This window comes from Pseudomonas fluorescens Q2-87, from assembly GCF_000281895.1.
Lineage (GTDB): Bacteria > Pseudomonadota > Gammaproteobacteria > Pseudomonadales > Pseudomonadaceae > Aquipseudomonas > Aquipseudomonas fluorescens_S.
The window spans coordinates 5826990-5843676 of the sequence record NZ_CM001558.1 but is presented as its reverse complement, the minus strand read 5'-3'; the positions used below and the strand labels follow the sequence as shown (position 1 = coordinate 5843676).

Here is a 16687-nt window from a genome sequence, read left to right as displayed (position 1 = left end):
TCGAGCCATTCAACATGAGCGCCGTCCGCTATTTGATCGGGCGTAGCTGTTTGTTGCGTTTAACAAATATTTCTCTTGATAAGAAGTTTCTCTTTTTATGTAAGAGAAATAGATTCAGAGATCATTCCTTCTGGTTTGAGAGATTTATCCTACATAGAGAAAGTTCGACTTTCTATAAGGTTCGGCGCTTGTGAGGTGTGGTGCTGAACGGTCCAGTGCGCCCTCGCAAGTTGACGGTAATACGTCGTTCAAACTCGATGAATAGTCTGGAACTTATATGAAAAACAACTTCAACAAGAGTGCTGTTTTAACGGGGGGCGCATCGTCATTGGTTTTGTTGTCGGCCCTGCTGACGTCGCAAGGCGTGTTCGCCCACGGGTACCTTGAAGTACCGCCTTCGCGCGCATTTTTGTGCCAGAAAGGTGAAAACAAGAATTGTGGTGGCGCGCAGTACGAGCCTCATAGCACTGGAGAAACGTTCAAGGGCTTCCCGAATGGAGCAGGCGGCGCCCCGCTGCAAGGGCCAATCGACGGTAAAATCGCCAGTGGCGGTAACTCGTTGTTTTCCGCCCTGGATGCGCAGTCGGCAACTCGCTGGCAACTGACCGATATCCGAGATCGCAACATCGACTTTCAATGGCGATACATCGCCCCGCATCCGGCGACCAAACACGAATATTTCATTACCCGCGACGGGTGGAATCCGAACGTGCCGCTCAAGCGTGCATCGTTCGATAGCGCACCGTTCTGTACGATCGATGGCGGTCATCAAAATCCAGTAAGTGGTGCCAAGCACAGTTGCGTGATTCCCGACGGCAAGACGGGCCACCACGTCATCCTGGCGGTCTGGACCGTTGGCGACACCGACGCCGCATTTTATAACCCTGCGGATGTGAACATCCTCGCTGAAGCCGCGTTGCCGGGTGGCTGGTCGCCGGTAGGCAGCATCGCTCCGTCGACCCAGTTGCTGGTGGGCGACAAGGTCAAGGCGCGGGCATTCTCCGCCTCTGGCGAGAACACCGAATACAGCGTGCAAATCAGCATCGACAACGCTGAAGAAGGCAAGTCTGAAAACTGGTCGTTCAAACTGGCCGACGCCATCAACAAAGCCCATCCTCTGATTCGTGCCGGTATCCGTGACGACGACGGCAATATCACGCCGATCAAGGGCACCAACAAGCTGTACGCTCAGAAAGAAAGCGGCGTGACCCGCTATGAAGTGCAGTTGGACATGCGTGAAGACGCCGCCGCCAGCATGAAGATCTCCTCGCTGCAGCCAGAGTACGTGCTCGACAAAGGTCGGGTCAGCATGACGTTCACGGCGCAGACCAACCGCAAGATGAACCTCGAAGCCACGTTGTTCGATGAGAAGAACAAGCAGGTGGGTGTCGTGAGCCAGACGGCGAATGACGGCAGCACAGGCCTGAACCTGGACGTGCGCAGCGCCCCGGGCGCTCACACCCTGACGTTGGTAGGAACGACTGAAGACGGACGTACCACTCGCCAGGACACTCAGTCGGTGACCCTGACCGGCGAGGGCGCAGGCATCGAGTACGACTTCGTTTTCCCTGAGGGCATCTCTGACTACACCGTCGGTACCAAAGTGCTGCAACCCAAGACTGACGAAGTCTTCGAGTGCAAGCCGTTCCCCGCGTCCGGCTATTGCAAGCAGTACAGCCCAACGTCGAACGGTTTTGAACCAGGTGTCGGCGCCTCCTGGCAAAGCGCCTGGGACAAGCTGTAAGTCCTGACAGGCACGGCTCCAGGCAGTCCGCATGGGTTGCCTGGAGCCTTTAGGTGAGCGCGCTGATGCATTCCAATTATTCCAGGCGACGGGTGCTGCTGCATTGGCTGTCGGCCGTCATTATTTTATGGGCGCTGGTGTCCGGTTTTTACGTGGCTTACCTGCCGGTGTCGGCTGCGACCGAACATTGGGTCGGGTCGCTGAATGTGTCGCTGACAACGTTGTTCATTCCGTTGTTTGCGTGGCGAGCGTGGCTGTTTGTCCGCGCTCCAAGACCCTGTGTCAGTGTGCTTTCATCGGTTCAAAGGCTGGCCTTGGCGGTACACGCGCTGATCTACCTGACCATTGGCGTCGTGCTGGTGACCGGCGTGCTGATGATGAAAAGCCCCATCAGTATTTTTGGCCTTGTTCGAATACCCCAGCCGCTCGGCGACCCGTCGTTGATCGAATTGGCCAACACGGCCCACGTCCTGTCTTGCGTGGTGCTGTCGATACTCGTCGCGCTGCACCTCTGCGCGGTGGCCTGGCATGAGTATTCCGGGCGTAGGGTGGTGCGGCGAATGACCTTCGCCAAGCCCGCGGGCGCGACCACCGGGCGAGCGCAAAAGTGAAGTGTTCTTTCAAGGCCGGCAGCCGTTTGTCAACGGCACTACTGGTGCTCGCCCCGCTGTTGTATGGGGGATTCCTGGCCGAGCAGGAGTGGCGATATCGCCAGGCATTGGCCCGTGATATGCCGGTGATTGCCGACGCACCGACCGTTGCGGTTCGCGAGCTGCCGAACGTGCAAGCGGTGGCGACGGTGCTCGGTCTGGTCCCTGAAAGTGCCCGCGCGCCCAGCGCCGAGCCGATCACCTTGCAGGCCAGTTTTGTCGTCGGCGAAGGCTTGTCGCGGGCGCTGCTGGCGGATGCCACGGGCTCGCGCATGTATCAGGTAGGCGAACGTTTGCCCGGTGGCAGCGTGCTGCGGCGGGTCGAGGCCAGTCATGTGACGTTGTGGCGCAACGGGCGCGAAGAGCGCTTGCCCTTGAAGCCAGAGGCCCAAGCCATGCTGCGCCGCTTGGGCACCGAAGAGGGACGCCCGGCAATGCTTGCTTCCCCGCAATACCTACGCCCGGTGGCCGGGCAATCAGAGCGATCGAATAAATGAACAGTTTTATCCGGGGCCGCTTATCGCGTGTCCTGTGCTGCCTTGCCGTGGCTTGTCCATTGATATTCCCGGGTGCGCTGCGGGCTGAGCAAGCCCAATGGCAACTGGCGATGAACAACGCGGAATTGCGCGACGTGGTCGAGGAGTTCTCGGCGATCCTGGGCAAGACCGTGGTGCTCGATCCTCGGGTGTCAGGGCGCATTACCGTCATGTCCCGCGAGGCACTGGATCGCGAGGGCGTGCGCCGGTTGTTCTACTCGGTGCTCGATGCCCACAACTTCACCGTGATCGATGAAGGCGAGCGGATCCTGATCACTCCCGTCAGCGATGCCAAGACGCGCGCCGGTAACGATGCCAAAAGTGCCACGCCGTCGCAGTTCGTCACCCGAGTCCTCGACCTGCAATCGAGCATTGCCGCCGACATCGCCGGGCTGGTGCGGCCGTTGGTATCGGCCAATGGCTACGTCGGTCCCTCGGTTTCGTCCAACGCCTTGGTGGTCACCGACACGGCCGCCAACGTCCAGCGCATCGCCGCAGTGGTGCAGCAGTTGGACGCTGGCCGCAACCGCAACCATGTGGTGGTGCGCTTGCAGCACGCCCAGGCCGCGGACATCGGACCGCTCATGGAGGCCTCGGGTGGCAAGCGCGAGGGCGACACCGCAGGCCTGGTGATTGCCGACGTACGCAGCAACCGCCTGGTGATCATCGGCGCCCCGGCGGTGCGCCAGCGCCTGGTCGACCTCGCCCGGACCTTGGACGTCCCGGCGGTCGCCTCCCAGGACAACGCGCGGGTCATTCGCCTGCGCCACAGCGATGCCAAGCAATTGGCCGAGGTGCTGGAAACCATCGGACAGGATAGAAAAACCGCACCGACACTGGCTGGCCAACGGGAAAAGAATCCGTCGAGCCCATTCATGATCAAGGCTGACGAAAGCCAGAATGCCCTTGTGTTGATCGCCGAACCGGCCCAGATCCGCACCATCGAAAACATCGTCCGTGAGCTGGACCAGCCTCGGGCGCAGGTGCTCATCCATGCGGCAATCGTCGAGGTCTCCGGTGATATCGCCGAGGCGCTGGGCGTGCAGTGGGGGCTCAACAGCGGCAGCGCGACCGGGTTCGTCAATTTCCCCGGAACCGACATCCCCATCATCGGCGGGCTCAAGGAACTGGATAAAACCACGGAAGGCGCGCTGCTGCGGCTCGGCACAGACCGCTTCAGCGCGCTGGTGACGGCGCTGGCGAGCGATACCCACAGCAATCTGTTGTCGACCCCCAGCTTGCTGACCCTGGATAACCAAGAAGCGGAAATCATCGTCGGCCAGAACGTCCCGTTCAAGACCGGCTCCTACGCCACCAGCGGCAATGGTGCGGACAACCCCTTCACCACCGTGGAGCGCAAGGACGTCGGCATCAGCCTCAAGGTCAAGCCGTATATCAACGAAGGTTCCACCTTGCGTCTTGAAGTCCAGCAGGAAGTCTCGGACATCGCGCCGTCGGTTTCCGGCGTGGCCTCTTCGGACTTGATCACCAACAAGCGCGCCTTGAAGAGCACGATCCTGGCGGACGATGGCGAGATCATCGTGATCGGCGGCCTGATCCGCGACAGTGTCCGAACCCAGCAAAGCGGTGTGCCGCTGCTGCGCAGTATCCCTTACCTGGGCGCGCTGTTTCGCTGGAACCGCGACACCCAGACCAAAAGCAACCTGATGGTATTCCTGCGCCCGACCATCGTGCGCAGCCACGCGGACCTGGCCGAAGTGAGCCAGCAGCGCTACGACGCGCTGCGGGAATTGAGCAAGCCGGGCTCGCGCAAGAACAATTCGCTGCTGCTGCCCCGGGACGCCCGCCAGCTGTTCGAGCCGTCCACCCCGGCGGCCGATTCGCGTCCCCAGCACTCGGGTGACTTGTGAGTGAGTCGTTGCCCTTTGGTTTTGCCAGGCGCCAGGGGGTGTTGCTGGAAGGCCAGGGGCCAACCTTGAGCCTGGTCATGCGCCGCGACACGCCCTTGAGCGCCGTCGCGGAAGTCACGCGCCTGTGTGGTCGGGATTTGCCCATCCAGGTCCTGGAGCCGGCGCAGTTCGCCGCGCGCCTGGCCAGCGTCTACCGCCAGGGCCAGAGCGCCGCCGAGCAGGTTGCCCAAGGCCTGGACGAGGAACTGGACCTGCTCAGCCTGGCCGACCAGATACCGCAGACAACCGACCTGTTGGAACAACAGGGCGATGCGCCGATCATCCGCCTGATCAATGCCCTGCTCAGCGAAGCGGTGCGCGAACACGCTTCGGACGTGCACCTGGAAACGTTCGAGCAATACCTCTCGGTGCGCATGCGCATCGACGGCCAGCTTCAGGAAATGCTCCGCCCTCGGCGGGAGTTGGCGAACCTGTTGGTGTCGCGGATCAAGGTCATGGCACGCCTGGATATCGCCGAGAAACGCGTGCCCCAGGACGGGCGAATGGCGTTGCGGTTGGCCGGCCATGAAGTCGATGTGCGTGTCTCCACCCTGCCTTCGGCCCATGGCGAGCGCGTGGTGTTGCGCCTGCTCGACAAGCAGGCCGGTCGCCTCGATCTACAGCGCCTGGGCCTGCCCGACGACACCCTGGCGAGCCTGCGCCAGTTGCTCGGCAAACCCCACGGCATCGTGCTGGTCACCGGCCCCACGGGCTCGGGAAAAACCACCAGCCTGTACGCGGCGCTGAGCAGCATCAACGATCAGACCCGCAACATCCTCACGGTCGAGGACCCGATCGAATATCACCTGCCGGGCATCGGCCAGATGCCGGTCAATCCCAAAGTCGACATGACGTTCGCCCGTGGCCTGCGGGCAATTCTGCGCCAGGACCCGGACGTGGTGATGGTCGGCGAAATACGCGACCGCGAGACCGCCGAAATCGCCGTCCAAGCTTCCCTGACCGGTCACTTGGTGCTCTCGACCCTGCACACCAACACCGCTGTTGGCGCGGTGACGCGGCTGGTGGACATGGGCGTGGATGCCTATCTGTTGGCGTCTTCCCTGGCCGGCATCGTCGCCCAGCGATTGCTGCGCACCCTGTGCCCGTTTTGCAAGACGCCCTATGTGGCTGATGCCGCCACGTGTCGGCGCCTGGGGCTTGAAACCAATGCCGCGCCACGGTTGTTCAAGGCCCGGGGCTGCGAGCAATGCCAGAAAGGTTATCGGGGACGCTTTGGCATCTATGAGCTGGTGACTGTGAGCGCTGCCCTGTCGCAATTGATCCATCAAGGCGCCACTGAGCAGGCGCTGGCCCTTGAGGCGCGCAAGAGCTCCCGCAGCCTGTTCCAGGACGGACGGCAACGGGTGCTGGAAGGCCTGACCAGTGTCGATGAACTGCTGCGCATCACCCAGGAGGATTAGCGCCATGCCGACCTTCGACTATCGGGCCGAAGACGCCCAAGGCCGGCGCTGCAAGGGGCGGCTGGACGCCGACAGCCCTCGCCATGCCCGGCAACTGTTGCGCGAGCGTGGCCTGCTGCCGTGGGAACTGCACGAAGGCGGGCCACAACGGGCCTTGGGGGCCGGTCATGCCGGAGGACGCCTGAATGCGGCGGACCTGGCGTTGCTCACGTTGCAACTTTCCACCTTGATCCAGGCCGGCCTGCCCCTTGAAGAATCACTTGGGGCCGTGGCCCAGCAGAGCCAGAAACGTCGTATTGCCCATCTCTTGTCGGCGGTGCGCAGCCGTGTGATGGAAGGCCATGCGTTGGCGACGGCACTGAGGACATTTCCCCAGGCGTTCCCCGAGCTGTTCTGCGCCACGGTTGCGGCGGGCGAACAATCCGGACACTTGGGCCAGGTGCTGGAACAGCTGGCGACCTACACCCAGGCACGCCAGGCATCGCGCCAGCGCATCCAATTGGCCCTGGTGTATCCGCTGATCCTGATGCTGGCCTGCGTCTCGATCGTCGCGTTCCTGCTGGGTTACGTGGTGCCGGATGTGGTGAAGATTTTCATCGACAGCGGCCAGCCCTTGCCCTGGCTGACCCAGGCATTGATCGCCGTGAGCGATGGGCTGCGCCGCTATGGACTGTTGTTGCTCGGGGCGCTGGCTGGGCTGATTGGGCTATGGCGCTGGAGCCTGCGCCAGACGGTGTGGCGCCTGCGCTGGCATCGCCTGCTGCTCAGGCTGCCCTTGTTGGGCGACGTACTGCGGGCGATGGAAGCGGCCCGGTTCGCCAGCACTCTGGCGATCCTGAGCAAAAGCGCCGTGCCGCTGGTGGAAGCCTTGCACATCGCCGCGCAGGTGATCGGCAACCTGACCATTCGCGCCCGCATGGCCGACGTCGCCCGTTCGGTCCGTGAAGGCGGGACCCTGACCCGTGGCCTGGAGCTGGGCGGCGATATCCCGCCGCTGATGCTGCACATGATCGCCAGCGGCGAACGGGCCGGCGAACTCGACCGCATGTTGGCCAAGGCTGCCGAACAACAGGAGGCCAGCCTCGCGGCGCGCATTGCGCTGGTGGTGAGCCTTTTCGAACCAGCCATGTTGGTCCTGATGGGTGGCGTGGTGCTGCTGATCGTCATGGCCATCCTGCTGCCTATCTTGAGCCTCAACCAATTGGTGAACTGACCCATGAAACTTCAAAACAACCGACCTGCACGTCGCCAACGCGGCTTTACCCTGATCGAAATCATGGTGGTGGTGGTCATCATCGGCGTGCTGGGCGCCATTGTCGTGCCGCAGTTCATGAGCCGGCCCGACCAAGCCAAGGCCACGGCGGCGCGGACCGATATCCAGGCGATTGCCACGGCGCTGGAAATGTATCGCCTCGACAATTTCCAATATCCCTCGACCCAGCAAGGCCTGGAGGCGCTGAGCAAACGCCCGTCCGGCACGCCCGCGGCAAGAAACTGGAACCCCCATGGCTATTTGAAAAGCCTGCCGATCGACCCCTGGGGCACGCCTTACCAGTATCTCAATCCTGGCCACAAATCTGCCGATGGCAGCTATGACCTGTACTCGCTGGGCGCCGACGGCTTGCCGGGTGGGGATGGAATGGCAGCCGACATCGGCAATTGGGCCGAGTGAAGATGGGCCGTCGTTGTCGGGGCTTTACCTTGCTGGAACTGATGGTCGTCATCGTTCTGATTGGCGTATTGGCGAGCATGGTCAGCCTCGCCCTCGGCCCGAGCCCGGCCCGTGAGTCCCGTCAGCAAGCCGAGGACTTCGTCCGTGCGGTGCAGCAATTGCGCGAACGAGCGGTGCTGGAGGGGCAGGAATATGGGCTGCGGATACAGCGTGGCGGCTATCAGGCCATGCGATTCGAGGCCAGGGATTGGACTGCCGTGGCGGCGATTTACCGGTTGCCCGAAAACCTGACCCTTGGGCTGGAGCAGGACGGTCACGTCGTGCCCCTCGATGATGCCCAGGGCCCGCCGCAATTGCTGATGCTCAGCAGTGATGAGATCAGCCCGTTCAGATTGTTCATCCGAGCCTTCGGCCAGCCGGTTGCGCAGGTGTCGAGTGATGGTTTGGCGGAGCCGTCGATCGATGCGTGATACTCGCAGGCTGGCCGCCGGTTGCCAGGGGTTCACTTTGTTGGAGGTCATGATTGCCCTGGCGATATTCGCCACGGTGGCGGCGGCTGTGCTCTCGGCCAGCCAGTTCGTGCTCAAGCAAAGCGCCGGGCTCGAGGATCGCCTGTTCGGCGCCTGGCTGGCGGACAACCAGTTGAGCGAACTGCGCCTGCAAGCCGCTACGTCGCCAGGGCAACAGTTGCTGGACCGACACCTGGATCGTCGCGACTGGACCCTGCAACAGCGAATCGCGCCAGCCAATGACCCGCGTCTGCTCCAGGTCGAGATCCAGGTCAGCCGCGCCGGTAGCCCGATGGTCGTGCACCGCACCACCGGGTGGATCCGCAATCGCCATGAATAAACAGTCGGGCTTCACCTTGTTGGAACTGGTCATCGCCATCGCCATTTTTGCCCTGCTCGGCCTGGCCGGTTGGCGTTTGTTCGATGGCGCGGTGCGTGCCCAGCAGGGCGCTGGCCAACATGAGCGCGAGATCCGGGCCTTGCAGCGTGCCGTGGCGGTGATCGAACGGGATGTGTGGCAGGCCGTCGACGGTACTGTCGTGCTCACGCAGGGACATCTGCAACTGCAGCGCAGCCATTGGCGCAACCCACTGGACCAGCCGCGCAGTGAGCGACAAACGGTGGACTATCGACTCGAGGGCGCCGCGTTGTGGCGCGACAGTGTCGGTGAAGGCACGACCCGCGAGCAGCGGCAAAAACTGCTCGAAGGCGTACACAGCCTCGATTGGCGTGTGTTCGATCCGCAACGGGGTTGGCGCGGCGACACGGTGCGTGATACACCGCCGTTGGCGCTGGAATTGATCCTGTCGACGGGGCGTTTCGAACAGGTCCGTCGCGTGCTGCTGTTGCCGGGGGCGTTGCCATGAATCGACAACGAGGCGTGGCGCTGATCAGCGTGTTGCTGGTGCTGAGCCTGGCGCTGCTGCTGGTCGGTGGCATGCTGCGCAGTCATCGCCTGTTGCTCAAAAGCAGCGCGCAGCAGTTGCAACAGGTCCAACTGCGGCAGTTGGGGTTGGCCGGTGAAGCCTGGGCCCAGGCGAAGCTGGAAGGCAGTGCGATTACGCCGTCCGGGCCCGTGGACCTGAGCCAGGATTGGGCTCGGTTCGAGCCGGTATTCGAAGTGGAAGACGCCAGGCTTCATATCGATATCGAGGATTTGTCCGGGCGCTTGAACCTCAACGCGTTACTGGCCCGGGGCCAAATCGACCCAGTCACCCTCGGCCGTTGGACGCGGTTGCTCGCTTCGCTGGATCTACCGCCGCTGGTGTTGCCTCAGGTCGGGGCGGTCAAGGAGTTGAGTCAATTGCGTTTGTTGCCAGACATGGATGGCCAGACGCTGCGCCGCCTGGAACCCTGGGTGGTGCTGCTGCCCAAGGAGGCGCGACTGAACATCAATACCGCACCGCAGCGATTATTGATGACCCTGGACGGCATGGAGGCCGAGCCGGCCAAGGCGTTGATCAGCCAACGCGCGCAAGCGCCCTACACCAGTGTGCAGGCCTTTACCAACGACCCGTTGCTGTCCGGATTGGGCCTCAGCAGCCATGGCCTGGGGGTCAGCAGCCGCTGGTTCCGCATCACCGTGAGCGTGACGCACGCAGGCAGCCGCCTGCGCCTGGCCTCGGATATCGAGCGTAACCCCTTAACCGGACGCTGGACGGTGCTCCAGCGTCGTTTCCTGCCCATCAGCCCCAACGAGCGTCCTTGATGAAAACCTGGCTTTACCTGACCGCTGACGGCTTGAGCGCGCCTTGCGCCAATTGGCCCTGCTGCGTGTGGTCGCCAGCGGGCGAACGGCGTTGCATGCCCTTGCACGAAGCGGCCCGCGAGCTGCATGGGCATGTCGTCGATGTGTTGTTGCCGATGGAAATGTGCAGCGGGTTGCGCAGCGAGCCGTGGCCCTCACGGCGCCATCCCCGACCCCAGGCGCTTGCGTTCGCCATCGAAGAGCAACTGAGTGAGAACCTGGAGGCGCTGCACATCAGCGTCGGCCCACGGGATCGTCAACAGCGCTATCCGCTGATCGTGACCCAGCGAGCCCGATTCCAAGCGTTGCTGGCCCTGCTCGCTGAGCAAGGAATCGATGTGGGTACAGTGCATGTCGATGCCGATCTGTTGCCTGACGACAAGGCGTATGGCGTGCGCTGGTTCGGTCGCTGGTTGCTGGGCGGCGCGCTGTCGGCGCGGCTGTCGTTGTCCGCCCGAGCCTTGGCGGCGCTCAAGCCGGGCTTGCCCGAGGACATGCATTGGCTGGATGAAACACGAGATTGCCAGGGCATCGATGACTGGCTACTGAGCAGCGGTGGACATTCCATCGATCTGTTGCAGGGTGAGTTTCGTCGGCGTCGCCGGCCTCTGCCTTGGCGCGGTGCGGCGGTGGCTGCGCTGGGAGCACTGGTGCTCAGTTGGGCTTTCAATGAGGCCCGGGTGCGGTTCCTTGAGAGCGAAACCCGGCGCCTGTATGCCCAGGCGGAGCAGCAATTCAGGTCGCTGTATCCCGGGCAAAGCCGGATCGTCGACCTGGCGGCACAATTCCAGGCCTTGCAGAGCCGAGGTGGGCCGCCTCGGGACACTCAAGTTGCGCGGCTGGTGCGTCTCACGGAGCAGGTCATTGGCGCCAGCAATGTCGAGGTGCAGCGCATCGATTTTCGTGAAGGCGAAGGCTGGAAGATCCAGTTGACGGCCAATAGCTTCATCGAACTCGAACAGTTGCGCGAGCGCGGACAGCAAAACGGGCTGCCCCTCGCATTGGGCAGCGCCAGTAAGCAGGACAATCGGGTGCAGGCCATCCTCACGCTGGAGGACAGTTGATGAACGTCAATGCATGGCGGGGCTTGATGCAGGCGTGGGGGAGGTTGTCACGTCGTGAGAGAGGTTTGTTGCTGGGACTGGCCGCTCTGGTGTGGGTGGCGGTGGGTTATACCTCGATCTGGCAACCCACCCGGCAACGGCTGGACATTGCCGAACGACAGTATCGCCAGCAGGCCGAACTGAGCGCCCGGATCCAGCGCGCCGAGCCCGTCCGGGACATGAGCGCCGCTACACGGCCCTTGTCGGTGCGAGCCAGTGACAGTGCGACGGCGGCGGGGTTGGACATGGCCGAAATGCAGATCGACGGCGACTCGTTGCGACTCACCGTCAGCGGCGATGCCAGCCGGTTGCTTCATTGGTTGGATCAACACGAGCGGGACGGCACGGCGTTGCAGTCGTTGAGCCTGGAAGCGCGGGACGGGGTGCTTGAGGCGCGGGTGGTGTTGGGCCAGATCAACTAAAACTGTTCGAATTGGGGACCTGGTCTAAACCTGAACATTCCCCGGCAGCAACGGCAATTTCGCCAGTTTTACCGCCACCCACAACGCCACCGCGAGCAAGCTGCCGATGAACAGGCCGATCCCGTTCCAGCCTGCCAGATGCCAAGCTACGCCGCCTGCCGTGCCCGCGACGCTTGAACCGGCGTAATAGCTGAACAGGTAAAGCGACGAGGCCTGCCCCTTGGCTTTGAGGGCACGACGACCGATCCAACTGCTGGCGACCGAGTGGGCGCCGAAGAAACCGAAGGTGAACACCAGCATGCCCAGGACAACCAGCCACAGCGGCGTGGCCATGGTCAGCGCAAGGCCGGCGAGCATCAGGGCGATGGTTGCCCAGAGCATCTTGCGACGACCGAGCTTGTCTGCCAGCGCGCCGACTTTCGCCGAGCTGTAGATGCCCGACAGATACACCACCGACAGCAAACCGACGAAGGCCTGATCCAGGTGATACGGCTCGGCCAGCAGGCGGTAGCCGATGTAGTTGAACAGCGTGACGAATGCGCCCATCAAGACGAAGGCTTCCAGGAACAGCAGCGGCAGGCCGGCGTCGCGAAAGTGCATGGTGAAACCGTCCAGCAGGCTGCGCGGGTGCAGCGAGCGGGGACGGAAGTTACGCGACTCGGGAAGGATCCTCCAGAACACCGCCGCCGCAATCAGGGCCAGGCCGCCGATCACCAGCATTGCCGTGTGCCAGCTGACAAAATCGATCAATACCCCAGTAATCAGGCGTCCGCACATGCCGCCGATGGCGTTGCCGGCGATGTACAGCCCCATCGCCAGGCCAATGTGTTTGGGATGGATTTCTTCACTCAGATAGGTCATCGCCACCGCCGCCAATCCGCTCAACGACAGCCCCACCAAGGCGCGTAGCAGTAACACGCCGTGCCAGGTCGGCATCATCGCGCTGGCGATCGTGCACACCGATGCGGCGAACAGCGCCGCGACCATCACTGGCTTGCGGCCGATGCGGTCGGAAATCGGGCCGGTGATCAACAGGCCGATGGCGAGCAGGCCGGTCGCCACCGACAGGATCAGGCTACTTTGCGCCGCATTGACGGAGAACTCCCTGGACAACAGCGGCATCATCGGCTGCACGCAATACAGCAGGGCGAACGTTGCAAAGCCACCGCTGAACAGCGCCAGCACCGTGCGCATGAACTTCGGCGTGCCTTTTTCGATGTAAATGTCTTTGAGTTCGGCGACGGCGTCATCCTGCACACGAGGCGGGATTTCATGGGCCAATGGAGCGAGAGCAGTTTTCACGGTGGACCTCAGCGAAGCACGGCCAGGCAGGCAATGGAAAAAGCATATAGCCGGGTAATCTTTCTATCCAATATATTGTTCGACCTGTTTAAGACGTTTTACGACCTATTGGATTGCCCATGGAATTGCGTCACCTGCGCTACTTCATCGCCGTCGCCGAAGAACTGCATTTCGGCCGGGCCGCCCTGGCCCTGGGTATTTCCCAGCCTCCTTTGAGCCAGCAGATCCAAGCCCTGGAGCAGGAGATTGGCGCGCGGTTGTTCGAGCGCACCAATCGTCGGGTCGAATTGAGCGAGGCCGGGCGATTGTTCCTCGAAGAGGCACGCCGGGTATTGGCCCAAGTCGACAAGGCGGCTGACGTGGCCCGCCGTGCCCAGTTGGGGGAACTGGGCGAGCTGAAAATCGGCTTCACCTCTTCGGCGCCATTCAACTCCACCATTCCCCAGGCGATATTCGCCTTTCGCCAACGCTTTCCGGCCGTGCACCTGAACCTGCGGGAAATGAGCAGCACCCAGGTGGCCGATGCGCTGCTGGATGACGCGATCGAGGTGGGCATCATGCGTCCGCTGCCATTGCCCGACTCCCTCAGGGAAATCGAACTCAGTCGCGAACCCCTGGTGGCTGTGCTCAGTGCCAAGCATCCCCTGGCCCAGGGCAATGAAGAAGGCCTGTTTCTTTCGGCATTGGCCCAGGAACCGTTCGTGTTCTTCCCCCGCAGCTACGGCAGCGGCCTCTATGCCCAACTCCTGAGCCTGGCCCGCGACGCTGGCTTCAGCCCGCATTTCGCCCAGGAAGCCGGCGAAGCCATGACCATCATTGGCTTGGTCGCGGCGGGGCTTGGCGTTTCGGTATTGCCAGCGTCTTACCAACGCATGCGTATCGATGGCGTGGTCTACCGGCCGCTGCTCGACCCGGCGGCGGTCTCGGCGGTGTGGCTGGTGCAGCGCAAGGACCAGCGCTCGCCGATGGCGAAGGCGTTTGTGGCGTTGTTAAACGATGGGGTGGAGTTATCGACGCAAGCATCTCTCAATCTTGCGGAACGCTCCAAGTGATCCGGGCTCTGGCTAAGTGTGAAAAAGGGCTCAGACTTTTTTGTACAGGCTGTACCGTCCGATCATTATCTATTTCGCAAAAACGCCAAAATCGCCTCGCGGGTAGCCTGCGTTTGTTCTTCCAGCACCCAATGCCCGGTGTCTACCAATATCAATGAATGCGGTTGTGTAGCGATGCACAAGGCCTGCTCGGCCAAGGTCTTTCCTCTCGAATGGTCACCGCCGATGGTGAGCACAGGAACAGTCAGTTTATTCTTGGAAAACTCCTGGTTGTCATTCGCATCATCCGTTATCCAGGCTGAATACAGCTTGAAGGCGGCTTCCATGCGTCCGGGCCGGGAGTAGTCTTCCACCAGCGCCTGTCGCACCTCATCTGGCACTTTGTCGTTGCCTTCGAAGACAAAATCATCAAAAAACATGTCCAAGTAGGTTTTTTCCTGCCCTCGGATCATGCGGATGGCCGTTTCGCCAAAAAAGCGGAAGTGCCATTTGCTCGCAATGCCGGCCGCAGGGTTCCCGTTATAAGCGGTTTCCCAGCCGGGGATACCTGGAATGAATCCATCCATCAATATGATGTGTTTGGTTTCTTCGGGATATAACGCTGCGTAGGCGTAGGCAATGATTAACCCCATGTCGTGACCTACGATATCGACCTGCTTGATATTCAGCAGCGTTACCAGCTCGTGTAAGTCATGTGCCATGTTTTTTTTGTCGTAGCCACTGATGGATATATCTGTTTCTCCAGCACCGCGATAATCAGGAATGATCAGCGTAAAGTCGGCACGCGCCAGTGCACCTACCAACGGCTCCCAATTACGCCAGCTGCCTGGAAACCCATGCACCAGCAGAACTGGGTGTTGGCCATCACCGCTCATAAGGTAGTGCAGGCGAATGCCGTTCACGTATGCATAGGCACGTGTAAGTTCCACGCCGTCAATAACGACGCTGTTTTGTTTCCCCGAAGAGGATGTGGCGTGGTTGGTAGACATGGCTGCGCGGCCGGACCAGGCTATTGTGTCCATCAATTTTTTATCCATGTCTGGAGCCAGGTTAATGTTTCTGAGGCGCGTGTTGCGGCTCATAAGGCCGAGCGGTTTACCGACTGTTGCCCCAACGATGTCTAAAAGACTGGAGCTATCCCGGATCCCCTCGATACTGTCAGAGCTGACAGTTCCGACAAGTGGCAAAAAAAGCGCTGCTCCAATTGAATCAGCAGAAGAGGGGCGGGTGGAAAATAAGGTGTAACTTGCGTAAGGCTCCTCCCGACTGTAGGAAATCGCGCGTTCCTAGTTACGACGTTTCCTGTTCGCTACAGATGCCGTGTTTTTGGGGTTGCGACTCGCCAGCGCTGCAATGTTTTATTCATTATTTCGAGTCATCCGGCTCAGTGCGCCTTCCCGACGGAAAGGGACGCTGCCTGAAACCCCTGAATAAGGCCCCTGGAAATGCGTCCATCTTTGCATGCCCCTTACACCAACGAAATCTCTCATGAATCGCTCCGCCATTTGGATGACTTGTATTTGGTGCAACGGCAACTGGAGGGTTGCGACGAAACAGTCGTGGCCTTTATTAATCGTCAAAAATCTTAAGTCGAAGCTCATCCTCCACTCGCTATTTACCGAGTAGCCACTGAGGGTAGCCAGACTCGTAACGGCGGAACGGTCCAGCAAGCGTCATCGTCGTTGCGGTTCACCTTGGATAATGGCTGGAAAATACGAGCAGCGCAGAAAGGCGACCAGGTTGTGTACGCCGATGGCAGCACGGCGCGGATCGTAACCGCCGCCGGGGAAGCCAACAGCAACATTGCGCTGGTCGGCAGCCGCCTGAGCAATGGCGACGAGATCATCAATACGCTCCAGAGACGTTTCTTTATCATCGTGCGTGAAGGCGTGCCGATGGCAGAGGATTTCTTGCCCGCGCTTAAGCTGGCGGATGTTCACCGCCTGCACTCGAAGACGATGAGGGGGGAGTCCAATGAATGAGGAATGCCTGTGAGAGCGAGCCTGCTCGCGATGACGGCACAGCCATTCTCACCGGTACTGACCAGGCGCTCCCCCAAAGGTATTTCGCTTAATTGATCGGCATCCTCCCAACGGCTGGGTCACGGCATGGACACAGTACGGTAGGCCGCGATTTCATCTCAGCGTTGGTTGTTCAACAGTGCGTCAGCGCGCCCTCGGGGCGGGGCCAGGTTGTCCAGGGCGCGGTTGACCAGTAACTCGCCCAACACGGCCAGCTGTTGGATGGCCAGCGCCACGTTGCGCCGTGGGCCTTGCAATTCGCAGGCGAGGTCGGCGGTCATGACGTTGAGCGAGGTAAGGGTTTCGCAGGCGTGGCAAAGCAGGGACTCGGTGTCGACATCCGGAATGATCATGAACACATGACTGGCAGGCTCGGGACGGCCAGGGTCGTACATTCGGGAGTCGTCGAAGTCTGGGGACTCAGGGAGGTTGGGGGGTGTCCTGTTCATGTTGAGCTCCTTGCAAGATTTAAGGGGCGTCACTCTTATTTGTCCAGCCGGACTATGTATTGACTGACGGTCAGTAATATTTAGCAGAAAAACCTTTGGCACCCATCAAATTATTTAACATCTATGTAAAAAAATGATTCATTTGTATT

General features: G+C 61.2%; 18 protein-coding genes. 15 read left to right on the top strand and 3 right to left on the bottom strand.

The features are described from left to right. The first annotated feature begins 277 nt into the window (after nt 1-277). The 13 genes from gbpA to gspM all read left to right on the top strand — a co-directional run bounded on the left by gbpA (nt 278) and on the right by gspM (nt 11714). Nucleotides 278-1744: an N-acetylglucosamine-binding protein GbpA gene (gene gbpA / locus PFLQ2_RS02100; protein ID WP_003186601.1), complete on the top strand. Its 1467-nt coding sequence runs from the start codon at nt 278-280 to the stop codon at nt 1742-1744. A gap of 65 nt (nt 1745-1809) precedes the next feature. Beyond that, nucleotides 1810-2355, top strand: coding sequence for a cytochrome b (locus PFLQ2_RS02105; RefSeq protein ID WP_003186600.1), 546 nt, complete (start codon nt 1810-1812; stop codon nt 2353-2355). A 26-nt stretch (nt 2356-2381) separates the two neighbouring features. Continuing rightward, nucleotides 2382-2891: a type II secretion system protein N gene (locus tag PFLQ2_RS02110; protein ID WP_343228927.1), complete on the top strand. Its 510-nt coding sequence runs from the start codon at nt 2382-2384 to the stop codon at nt 2889-2891. Beyond that, entirely contained in the window at nt 2888-4801 is a 1914-nt protein-coding gene (gene gspD, locus PFLQ2_RS02115) for a type II secretion system secretin GspD (protein WP_003186598.1), read from the top strand. The genes PFLQ2_RS02110 and gspD overlap by 4 nt, the downstream gene beginning before the upstream one ends. Then, the gene (gene gspE / locus PFLQ2_RS02120; RefSeq protein WP_003186597.1) at nt 4798-6261 is read left to right on the top strand and encodes a type II secretion system ATPase GspE; all 1464 of its coding nucleotides are present in this window, start codon (nt 4798-4800) and stop codon (nt 6259-6261) included. The genes gspD and gspE overlap by 4 nt, the downstream gene beginning before the upstream one ends. Before the next feature lie 4 nt (nt 6262-6265). Beyond that, on the top strand, nt 6266-7474 hold the full coding sequence (gene gspF, locus PFLQ2_RS02125; RefSeq protein ID WP_003186596.1) for a type II secretion system inner membrane protein GspF: 1209 nt from the start codon (nt 6266-6268) through the stop codon (nt 7472-7474). Between the two features lie 3 nt (nt 7475-7477). After that, a complete protein-coding gene (gene gspG, locus PFLQ2_RS02130; RefSeq protein WP_003186595.1) occupies nt 7478-7933 on the top strand; it encodes a type II secretion system major pseudopilin GspG in 456 nt (151 codons plus the stop codon). Between the two features lie 2 nt (nt 7934-7935). After that, nucleotides 7936-8403, top strand: a complete 468-nt coding sequence (gene gspH / locus PFLQ2_RS02135; RefSeq protein ID WP_003186594.1) for a type II secretion system minor pseudopilin GspH — start codon at nt 7936-7938, stop codon at nt 8401-8403. Next, on the top strand, nt 8396-8782 hold the full coding sequence (gene gspI, locus PFLQ2_RS02140) for a type II secretion system minor pseudopilin GspI (RefSeq protein WP_003186593.1): 387 nt from the start codon (nt 8396-8398) through the stop codon (nt 8780-8782). Before gspH ends, gspI begins: the two co-directional genes overlap by 8 nt. Then, on the top strand, nt 8775-9308 hold the full coding sequence (locus tag PFLQ2_RS02145; RefSeq protein ID WP_003186592.1) for a type II secretion system protein GspJ: 534 nt from the start codon (nt 8775-8777) through the stop codon (nt 9306-9308). Before gspI ends, PFLQ2_RS02145 begins: the two co-directional genes overlap by 8 nt. Continuing rightward, nucleotides 9305-10150: a general secretion pathway protein GspK gene (locus PFLQ2_RS02150; protein ID WP_003186591.1), complete on the top strand. Its 846-nt coding sequence runs from the start codon at nt 9305-9307 to the stop codon at nt 10148-10150. The genes PFLQ2_RS02145 and PFLQ2_RS02150 overlap by 4 nt, the downstream gene beginning before the upstream one ends. Continuing rightward, entirely contained in the window at nt 10150-11253 is a 1104-nt protein-coding gene (gene gspL, locus PFLQ2_RS02155) for a type II secretion system protein GspL (protein WP_003186590.1), read from the top strand. The genes PFLQ2_RS02150 and gspL overlap by 1 nt, the downstream gene beginning before the upstream one ends. Beyond that, nucleotides 11253-11714 carry a type II secretion system protein GspM gene (gene gspM / locus PFLQ2_RS02160; protein ID WP_003186589.1) on the top strand — a complete coding sequence of 154 codons (462 nt, stop codon included), beginning with the start codon at nt 11253-11255 and terminating at the stop codon, nt 11712-11714. Before gspL ends, gspM begins: the two co-directional genes overlap by 1 nt. Before the next feature lie 24 nt (nt 11715-11738). Here the strand turns inward: gspM and PFLQ2_RS02165 are convergent, their stop codons facing one another. Further along, nucleotides 11739-12995 (bottom strand): MFS transporter, encoded by a 1257-nt coding sequence (locus PFLQ2_RS02165; RefSeq protein ID WP_371261246.1) that lies wholly within the window; start codon nt 12993-12995, stop codon nt 11739-11741. A 140-nt stretch (nt 12996-13135) separates the two neighbouring features. Here PFLQ2_RS02165 and PFLQ2_RS02170 point away from each other — a divergent pair, with 140 nt between their 5' ends. Beyond that, nucleotides 13136-14068: a LysR family transcriptional regulator gene (locus PFLQ2_RS02170; protein ID WP_003186587.1), complete on the top strand. Its 933-nt coding sequence runs from the start codon at nt 13136-13138 to the stop codon at nt 14066-14068. A 65-nt stretch (nt 14069-14133) separates the two neighbouring features. On the opposite strand, the gene PFLQ2_RS02175 is transcribed toward PFLQ2_RS02170, so the two are convergent. Beyond that, nucleotides 14134-15090: an alpha/beta fold hydrolase gene (locus PFLQ2_RS02175; RefSeq protein ID WP_003186586.1), complete on the bottom strand. Its 957-nt coding sequence runs from the start codon at nt 15088-15090 to the stop codon at nt 14134-14136. Nucleotides 15091-15750: 660 nt separating this feature from the next. On the opposite strand from PFLQ2_RS02175, the gene PFLQ2_RS30770 reads away from it, so the two are divergent. Beyond that, complete coding sequence (locus PFLQ2_RS30770; protein ID WP_225970849.1) at nt 15751-16050, top strand: hypothetical protein; 300 nt, start codon at nt 15751-15753, stop codon at nt 16048-16050. A gap of 158 nt (nt 16051-16208) precedes the next feature. Here PFLQ2_RS30770 and PFLQ2_RS02180 read toward each other — a convergent pair whose 3' ends face one another. Then, nucleotides 16209-16538 (bottom strand): DUF6124 family protein, encoded by a 330-nt coding sequence (locus PFLQ2_RS02180; RefSeq protein ID WP_033046330.1) that lies wholly within the window; start codon nt 16536-16538, stop codon nt 16209-16211. Nucleotides 16539-16687: the final 149 nt, after the last annotated feature.

Coding starts and splice junctions, on each gene's coding strand:
- gspG (WP_003186595.1), top strand. CDS start 7,478: ATGAAACTTCAAAACAACCGACCTGCACGTCGCCAACGCGGCTTTACC.
- gspF (WP_003186596.1), top strand. CDS start 6,266: ATGCCGACCTTCGACTATCGGGCCGAAGACGCCCAAGGCCGGCGCTGC.
- gspH (WP_003186594.1), top strand. CDS start 7,936: ATGGGCCGTCGTTGTCGGGGCTTTACCTTGCTGGAACTGATGGTCGTC.
- gspL (WP_003186590.1), top strand. CDS start 10,150: ATGAAAACCTGGCTTTACCTGACCGCTGACGGCTTGAGCGCGCCTTGC.
- gspI (WP_003186593.1), top strand. CDS start 8,396: ATGCGTGATACTCGCAGGCTGGCCGCCGGTTGCCAGGGGTTCACTTTG.
- gspD (WP_003186598.1), top strand. CDS start 2,888: ATGAACAGTTTTATCCGGGGCCGCTTATCGCGTGTCCTGTGCTGCCTT.
- PFLQ2_RS02150 (WP_003186591.1), top strand. CDS start 9,305: ATGAATCGACAACGAGGCGTGGCGCTGATCAGCGTGTTGCTGGTGCTG.
- PFLQ2_RS02105 (WP_003186600.1), top strand. CDS start 1,810: ATGCATTCCAATTATTCCAGGCGACGGGTGCTGCTGCATTGGCTGTCG.
- PFLQ2_RS02145 (WP_003186592.1), top strand. CDS start 8,775: ATGAATAAACAGTCGGGCTTCACCTTGTTGGAACTGGTCATCGCCATC.
- gspM (WP_003186589.1), top strand. CDS start 11,253: ATGAACGTCAATGCATGGCGGGGCTTGATGCAGGCGTGGGGGAGGTTG.
- PFLQ2_RS02180 (WP_033046330.1), bottom strand. CDS start 16,538: ATGAACAGGACACCCCCCAACCTCCCTGAGTCCCCAGACTTCGACGAC.
- PFLQ2_RS02170 (WP_003186587.1), top strand. CDS start 13,136: ATGGAATTGCGTCACCTGCGCTACTTCATCGCCGTCGCCGAAGAACTG.
- gbpA (WP_003186601.1), top strand. CDS start 278: ATGAAAAACAACTTCAACAAGAGTGCTGTTTTAACGGGGGGCGCATCG.
- PFLQ2_RS02175 (WP_003186586.1), bottom strand. CDS start 15,090: ATGGACACAATAGCCTGGTCCGGCCGCGCAGCCATGTCTACCAACCAC.